Source organism: Microvirga sp. P5_D2 (assembly GCF_054049475.1).
Genome location: NZ_JBFUMH010000065.1, coordinates 20,774 through 27,296, shown reverse-complemented (window position 1 = coordinate 27,296; position 6,523 = coordinate 20,774). Strand labels below are relative to the sequence as shown.

9 protein-coding genes and 1 tRNA gene are annotated in these 6,523 nt (G+C 62.6%); 4 read left to right on the top strand and 6 right to left on the bottom strand.

Features of this window, described 5'->3' with window-relative positions; all coding sequences use genetic code 11:
- On the top strand, positions 1-520 hold a 520-nt coding region (locus ACXJKO_RS17100; protein WP_457092290.1), incomplete at its 5' end, for a tripartite tricarboxylate transporter permease.
- A gap of 145 nt (positions 521-665) precedes the next feature.
- On the opposite strand, the gene ACXJKO_RS17095 is transcribed toward ACXJKO_RS17100, so the two are convergent.
- The 4 genes from ACXJKO_RS17095 to ACXJKO_RS17080 all read right to left on the bottom strand — a co-directional run bounded on the left by ACXJKO_RS17095 (position 666) and on the right by ACXJKO_RS17080 (position 3,039).
- Positions 666-986: a DUF2853 family protein gene (locus ACXJKO_RS17095; RefSeq protein ID WP_457092289.1), complete on the bottom strand. Its 321-nt coding sequence runs from the start codon at positions 984-986 to the stop codon at positions 666-668.
- Between the two features lie 126 nt (positions 987-1,112).
- Positions 1,113-1,619: a DUF2059 domain-containing protein gene (locus ACXJKO_RS17090; RefSeq protein ID WP_457092288.1), complete on the bottom strand. Its 507-nt coding sequence runs from the start codon at positions 1,617-1,619 to the stop codon at positions 1,113-1,115.
- 147 nt (positions 1,620-1,766) lie between these two features.
- On the bottom strand, positions 1,767-2,462 hold the full coding sequence (gene rpiA, locus ACXJKO_RS17085; RefSeq protein WP_457092287.1) for a ribose-5-phosphate isomerase RpiA: 696 nt from the start codon (positions 2,460-2,462) through the stop codon (positions 1,767-1,769).
- 124 nt (positions 2,463-2,586) lie between these two features.
- Complete coding sequence (locus tag ACXJKO_RS17080; RefSeq protein WP_457092286.1) at positions 2,587-3,039, bottom strand: hypothetical protein; 453 nt, start codon at positions 3,037-3,039, stop codon at positions 2,587-2,589.
- 91 nt (positions 3,040-3,130) lie between these two features.
- On the opposite strand from ACXJKO_RS17080, the gene ACXJKO_RS17075 reads away from it, so the two are divergent.
- Positions 3,131-3,832, top strand: coding sequence for an HAD family hydrolase (locus ACXJKO_RS17075; protein ID WP_457092285.1), 702 nt, complete (start codon positions 3,131-3,133; stop codon positions 3,830-3,832).
- 60 nt (positions 3,833-3,892) lie between these two features.
- Here ACXJKO_RS17075 and ACXJKO_RS17070 read toward each other — a convergent pair.
- Positions 3,893-3,967, bottom strand: a tRNA-Val gene (locus ACXJKO_RS17070).
- Between the two features lie 249 nt (positions 3,968-4,216).
- Between ACXJKO_RS17070 and ACXJKO_RS17065 the strand changes: the two genes are divergently transcribed.
- Positions 4,217-4,801 carry a L,D-transpeptidase gene (locus ACXJKO_RS17065; RefSeq protein WP_457092284.1) on the top strand — a complete coding sequence of 195 codons (585 nt, stop codon included), beginning with the start codon at positions 4,217-4,219 and terminating at the stop codon, positions 4,799-4,801.
- Between the two features lie 117 nt (positions 4,802-4,918).
- Here ACXJKO_RS17065 and ACXJKO_RS17060 read toward each other — a convergent pair whose 3' ends face one another.
- Positions 4,919-5,302, bottom strand: a complete 384-nt coding sequence (locus ACXJKO_RS17060) for a gamma-butyrobetaine hydroxylase-like domain-containing protein (protein WP_457092283.1) — start codon at positions 5,300-5,302, stop codon at positions 4,919-4,921.
- 111 nt (positions 5,303-5,413) lie between these two features.
- Here ACXJKO_RS17060 and moaA point away from each other — a divergent pair, with 111 nt between their 5' ends.
- Positions 5,414-6,439: a GTP 3',8-cyclase MoaA gene (gene moaA / locus ACXJKO_RS17055; RefSeq protein ID WP_457092282.1), complete on the top strand. Its 1,026-nt coding sequence runs from the start codon at positions 5,414-5,416 to the stop codon at positions 6,437-6,439.
- Positions 6,440-6,523 lie beyond the last annotated feature (84 nt).

The window sequence follows — 6,523 nt, the reverse complement described above, 5'->3', positions numbered from 1 at the left end:
GGCCACGGCGGCGATGATGCTCGCGGGCTTCCAGCAATACGGCCTCAACCCCGGCCCCCTGCTCTTCGCGGAGAAGCCGGATCTGGTCTGGGGTCTCATCGCCAGCCTGTTCATCGCCAACACCATGCTGCTGGTGCTGAACCTGCCTCTCGTCGGCCTGTGGGTGCGCCTGCTGGCGATCCCGCAGCCCTGGCTCTATGCGGGCATCATGGTCTTCGCGACCATGGGCACCATCGCGGCGAATCCCTCGCCGGTCGAGCTCATGATGCTCGCGGGCTTCGGCGTTCTCGGCTTCCTGATGCGCCGCTTCGACTTCCCAATCGCGCCGGTGGTCGTCGGCCTGATCCTGGGGCCGGTGGCAGAAAGCCAGCTGCGCCGCGCGCTCTCGATCAGCCTCGGCGATCCGATGGTGCTGCTGCAGAGCCCGATCTCCGCAAGCCTGCTCGCCATCGCCGTCATCGCCCTCGTCGCCCCCTTCGTGATGAAAGGGCTGGGACGGTTCAAGGCGACTGAGGACTAAGGTATCAGACGAAAAGAAAAGGCCCGGTTTCCCGGGCCTTTTTTGATTCTCAGGATGAGGACAGAGAATGGGAAACGAAGGCATGGATCACCGGCACAAGGCCGGTGATGACGTGGGAGGGTGTCGGTGCTTGGCCGGCCTCGCACTAACCAAATGCAGACAATTTCCCGAACTGCTCCGCGAGCAGGTAATACACGGTGACCCGGTTCTTGCTCCGGTCGCTTTTCAGCTTTTCGCCGACGGCGGCGATGGCCTTGTCCAGTTCGGCATCTGAGGCCGTGAGACCCAGCTTCTTCTTCAGGAAGCTGTCGCGCACGCGGGCCAGTTCCTCCCGGTCGGAAAAGGACACCAGGGCCGAGTCCCTGTTCTGTAGGGCGATGCCCAAATATCTCACGATGCCCGCGATGGCCTTGTCGTCGGCATTCGGGGCGTATTTCCTGACGTCAACAGCCCAGTCTTCGCTCATAGCCACCTCCAAGATCGCAGCCGCAAAAGGAAGGCTAACGCCGCGCTTCATCGGGACGAGGGCGATACTCCCAAAGAAAAAGCCCGGCGAACCGGGCTTGATCCTTGTGATGAGACTTTTCGCCGATCAGTTCAGCTGGTGACCGAGCTTGCCCATTTCCTCGCGGGCGCGGATCATGATGAACTCCGAGGTCTTCTGGGACCAGATGGAAAGATCGCGGACCACGTCGTCCAGGACGCCGGGCTGGATCTGCACGTATTTCTGGCCGACCGCCGACTTGTAGAAGGTTGCCACCTCCTTCAGCTCGGCCTCGGTCATGCGGGTCGTGAAGACGCGCGCCGTGCTGTCGATCATCTCCTGCTTCTTCGCCTCCACCTCGGGGCGGATGATCTCCACGACCTTGGTGAGATCGGCGGCGATCTCGGGACGGGTCACGTTCATCTGCTGGAGACGGTTGAGCAGCGGGCCGGTCATGGCGTCAAAAGCGCCGGTCATGCCGGAGCTGATGGCGACCTCGCGGGCGACAGCCAGATGGCTGGCGCTCGGCTGGGCCGGCTGCTGGGCGAAGACGGGGCTTGCGAGCATGAACAATGCGACGGAGGTCGCGGCCATGCGGGAAACGGAACGGATCATAGAAGTGACTCCAATCGTGAAGGCTTTAGAGCATCGTACGGAAAAGTGGATCCGGTTTTCCGGCCATACGATGCTCTCGTTTTAAGAAGGAAGCATCGGATGGGTCCCAAAAGTGCAAGTCCACTTTTGGGTCCGATGCTTTCGGTCTTAGAGATGACCGAGTTCGACAAGCCCCTCCCCGGTCGCGAGGATCGCGCCGGAGGCGAGGCCGATAAAGAGACCATGCTCCACAACACCGGGGATGTTGTTGAGCGTCGAGGCGAGCACGTTCGGCTTCTCGATGCGGCCCAGATGCGCATCGAGAATGAAGTGTCCGCCGTCCGTGACATAAGGAGCGCCGTCCGCAGCCCGCCGAAGGCGCAGCTCGCCTTCCATGCTCAGGCTGTCGAAAAGCTTGGCGATGGCACGCTCGGTCGCAGTGAGGCCGAATGACACCACCTCGATCGGCAGCGGAAACTTGCCGAGCTTCGCCACCCGCTTGGACCCGTCCGCAATGACCACCATGCGCGCGCTCGCCGAAGCGACGATCTTCTCACGCAGAAGAGCCCCGCCGCCGCCCTTGACCAGACGCAGATCGTCGTCGAGCTCGTCGGCGCCGTCCACGGTCAGGTCGAGTTCGGGCATCTCGTCCAGGGTCGCCAGAGGAATGCCCTCACGCTGAGCCTGCTCGCGCGTCGCCTCGGACGTCGGCACACCGACGACCTTCAGTCCACCCCGCACGCGCTCACCGATGACGGCCACGAAATGGGCCGCCGTCGAGCCGGTGCCGAGCCCCAGCCGCATGCCGTCGGTAACGAGTTCGGCGGCCCGCTCGGCCGCCGCACGCTTGAGATTGTCGCTCACTGAGGACCTCTGACAATGTCGCCCCGCTCTGCCGGAGCCTGACGGCCCGCCTCTAGCACGCGAGACTGTTGAAAAGAAAGATGATTTCATCACTGCTCCGGCAGTGACGTAAGGGCAATAAGACTTAGGGACGCTGCGGCGAGGCACCCGTACCGGGGCTGACGCTGGGCGTGGACGCCGAAGGAACCATGCTGGAAGCCGCCGGAGAGGGCCTCGTCTGAGGGGTGCAGACCACCCGCTCGTCGAAGACGTAGCAGATGCTCATCTCGCCCGTGCGGAAATTGACCCTGAAGACGCCGCCTTCGCGCTCGTGCTTGGAAGCGACGAGGCCGTACTCGCCGGGAACCTGGGCTCCCGCCCCTTCACCGGCGCTGAAGCACAGGGTCACCCCAATTGTGCCTTCCTGTAGTCCATACTGGCAGGAACTGACCTCGCCCGTGATCCGATCGATCCTATAAATCCTGTTAAGATCGGTCTGGGGTGCGGGCACGAAATCATAGGAAGCAGCCAAGGCAGCGCCCGGCATGCCCAAGGCCAGAACCGTCGACACCAACGCCGCGGAACCAAAGAACCGCATTCAAAACTCCATACGGTAAGAACGAATCAACCAACCGCACCATATCATCCCCGCGATTGATTCCCTTGCCCTACGCAGGTAACCGACCTTCATGGCCATTCACACCCAGCACCGCGCCCCGCCCATCGCCGTCTTCGATCTCGATGGCACCCTGGCCGATACGGCTGGCGACCTCGTGGGAACCCTGAATGTCATCCTGAAACAGGAGGGCCTGTTGCCCGTCCCCCTCGCGCAGGCCCGCGACATGATCGGCGCCGGCGCCAAGGCGCTGCTCCAGCGCGGCTTCGAGGCGGCGGGCAAGGAACTCACCCCGGCCTATCTCGACGAGCTCTTCAAGCAGTTCATGGTGCATTACGGCGAGAACATCTGCGTCGAGACCACGCTGTTTCCGGGTGTCGCGGAGGCCCTCGATCGGCTGGAGGCCGCAGGCTTCATCCTGGCCGTGTGCACGAACAAGATGGAGGAGCATTCCATCAAGGTGCTGGACGAGCTCGGGATCGGCCATCGCTTCGCGGCCAATTGCGGGCGCGATACCTTCCCCTACTTCAAGCCCGATCCGCGCCATCTGATGCTGACCATCGAGCGCGCGGGAGGCGATCCGCGCCGGGCCATCATGGTGGGCGATTCCCGCACCGACATCGTGACCGCTCAGAACGCAGGCATTCCCGTCGTGGCGGTGCCCTTCGGCTATACGGACGTGCCGGTGCAGGAACTTGGACCGGATGTGGTGATCGACCATTTCGACAAGCTGTTCGGCGCGGTCAAAGCACTGTTGAAGCCGCTCGCCGCGTGAAAAATTGCGCATTCGCTTGGCGCGAACACGACATTGTGAAGCTTGTCTGTCAGGAAGGAATGGTGGGCGCGACAGGGATTGAACCTGTGACCCTTCGCGTGTGAAGCGAATGCTCTCCCGCTGAGCTACGCGCCCTGACAAAGGCCTTCTAATGGCCTCCGGCCCTGCGCGTCAAGCGGAAGAAGCCGGTTCCTCCTTAAGATTTTCGCAAAACCCGAATGTGGCGCCTTGGCTTTAACCAATCGGTTACGAAGCGGCGAAAACGTGGCGGAGACGCACTAGGATAATGGTGCAAAACCCTGATAAGCACTGGATCCGAAACGCGGCAATAAGCGTTTAGCTCTCGCACACCCTGTCACCAAACGTGTTCATTTCGAGGCCATTATGGGACGCACAAGCGCTACCCTCACCGGACTTGCCTGTGGCTTCGTCGCCCTAGCGACTCCGGCTGCGGCATTCACTGCAATCGATCCTCTCACCCGCCAGCCCCTTTACAGCACCGAAGACCAATCGAAGGCGCAGGCGTCCCCCGTTCAGCGCCAGATCGTCACTTATGCAGGCCGCCATGCTCCCGGCACCATCGTCGTGTCGACGAGCGAGCGCCGCCTGTGGTTCGTGCTCGGCAACGGCCAGGCCGTCCAGTACGGCGTTGGCGTGGGCCGTCCCGGCTTCACCTGGGGCGGTGCCCACTCCGTCACTATGAAGCGCGAATGGCCGGATTGGCGCCCGCCGGCGGAGATGCTCAAGCGCCGTCCCGACCTGCCGCGCTACATGAAGGGCGGCCCCGAGAATCCGCTCGGCGCCCGCGCCCTCTACATCGGCAGCACGATCTATCGCATCCACGGCTCCAACGAGCCCGAGACAATCGGCGAGGCTGTCTCCTCCGGCTGCATCCGCATGACCAACGAGGATGTGACCGACCTCTACAACCGCGCCAAGGTCGGCGCGCGCGTGGTCGTGCAGCGCTGAGCTGAGGCTCATCTTTCAAGTAAAAACTGCGTCATGGCCGGGCTCGTCCCGGCCATTTTTTTGTTTTCTGCCCCACCCCAAACCCCTCAGGATGAGGTCAGAGTATGCGGAAAGCTCTTAGCGCCGCCTCTCCCGCGACAAGCCCTTCGCACCAAGCTCATCGAGATAAGCCTGCCACTTCTCCGCGTACCCTGCCCCGAGTTCGTGGAGATAATTCCATCCGTAAATCCCGGTATCGTGCAGGTCGTCGAAGACCAGCTTCACCGCGTAGTTGCCGACCGGCTCCACGCCGATGATCTCCACGTCACGCTTTCCGGCCACGGTCTTGCGTTCCGCCGGGCTGTGCCCCTGTACCTCGGCCGAGGGGCTCGTCACACGCAGATACTCCGCCGGCAGATCGAACGTGGCGCCGTCATCGAAGGCCACGCGCAGGCTGCGCCTGTCTTTCGCCAGTCGGATCTCGGTAGGCCAGCGCTCGGCTGTGATGGAACTGAATGTCATGGACTTGGATATCTCATAGGGCTTCTGGTTTAACTCAGGCCGCCAGCCACTAAGTTTAAAGCAAACCTTTGCTTACAGCACCATGAGGACTGCCCTTTCATGCGGGGATCGATGACTCGGCTCGACCAGCCCCTGCCCGGCAAGGCTCTTCTGGATCCCTTCGCCCGCGCCATTACGTATTTGCGTGTCTCGGTGACGGATCGCTGTGATTTCCGCTGCGTGTACTGCATGTCCGAGAACATGGCGTTCCTCCCCAAGCGCGATCTGCTGAGCCTGGAGGAGCTGGACCGCATCTGCTCGGCCTTCGTCGGCATGGGCGTGCGCAAGCTGCGCATCACCGGCGGCGAGCCGCTGGTGCGGCGGGACATCATGACGCTGTTCCGCTCCCTGTCACGCCATCTCGAAACCGGTGTCCTCGACGAACTGACCGTCACCACCAACGGCTCACAGCTCGCCAAACACGCGGCCGAGCTTGCGGCCTGCGGCGTGAAGCGGGTCAATGTGTCCATCGATACCCTCGACCCGGACAAGTTCCGCCAGATCACCCGTTGGGGCGACCTGTCCAAAGTGATGCAGGGGCTCGACGCGGCCCAATATGCGGGCCTCAAGGTCAAGCTCAACGCTGTCGCGCTGAAAGGTGTGAACGAGGACGAGATCGAACGTCTCATGACATGGTCGCACGGGCGCGGCATGGACCTGACCCTGATCGAAGTGATGCCGCTGGGCGAGATCGAGGAGCAGCGCATCGACCAATATCTGCCGCTCTCGCTCGTCAGGGCGCGCCTCGCCTCGCGCTATACGCTGGAAGACCTCGACGACCGCACCGGCGGTCCTGCCCGCTATGTGCGCGTGAAGGAAACCGGAGGGCGGCTCGGCTTCATCACGCCGATGACGCACAATTTCTGCGAAAGCTGCAACCGCGTCCGTCTCACCTGCACGGGCCAGCTCTTCATGTGCTTGGGCCAGGAAGACGCCGCCGATCTCCGAGCGCCGGTTCGCGCCTCCGCCGACAATGCACTCCTGGAACAGGCCATCGTGGATGCCATCGCGCGAAAGCCCAAGGGCCACGACTTCATCATCGACCGCAGTCATGCCCGCCCCGCCGTCGCCCGCCATATGAGCATGACCGGCGGCTGACGGCGCCATGAGACGCGGGCGGTCCCAAGACTTTCAATTGACTATAAAAATCGTTCGATGAATATCCATCCTGATCACTCAGGC

Bases quoted from the DNA above. Each gene is read 5' to 3' on its own strand.
- ACXJKO_RS17060 (WP_457092283.1), bottom strand. From the start codon at position 5,302: ATGACATTCAGTTCCATCACAGCCGAGCGCTGGCCTACCGAGATCCGA.
- ACXJKO_RS17065 (WP_457092284.1), top strand. From the start codon at position 4,217: ATGGGACGCACAAGCGCTACCCTCACCGGACTTGCCTGTGGCTTCGTC.
- ACXJKO_RS17095 (WP_457092289.1), bottom strand. From the start codon at position 986: ATGAGCGAAGACTGGGCTGTTGACGTCAGGAAATACGCCCCGAATGCC.
- ACXJKO_RS17075 (WP_457092285.1), top strand. From the start codon at position 3,131: ATGGCCATTCACACCCAGCACCGCGCCCCGCCCATCGCCGTCTTCGAT.
- ACXJKO_RS17090 (WP_457092288.1), bottom strand. From the start codon at position 1,619: ATGATCCGTTCCGTTTCCCGCATGGCCGCGACCTCCGTCGCATTGTTC.
- moaA (WP_457092282.1), top strand. From the start codon at position 5,414: ATGACTCGGCTCGACCAGCCCCTGCCCGGCAAGGCTCTTCTGGATCCC.
- ACXJKO_RS17080 (WP_457092286.1), bottom strand. From the start codon at position 3,039: ATGCGGTTCTTTGGTTCCGCGGCGTTGGTGTCGACGGTTCTGGCCTTG.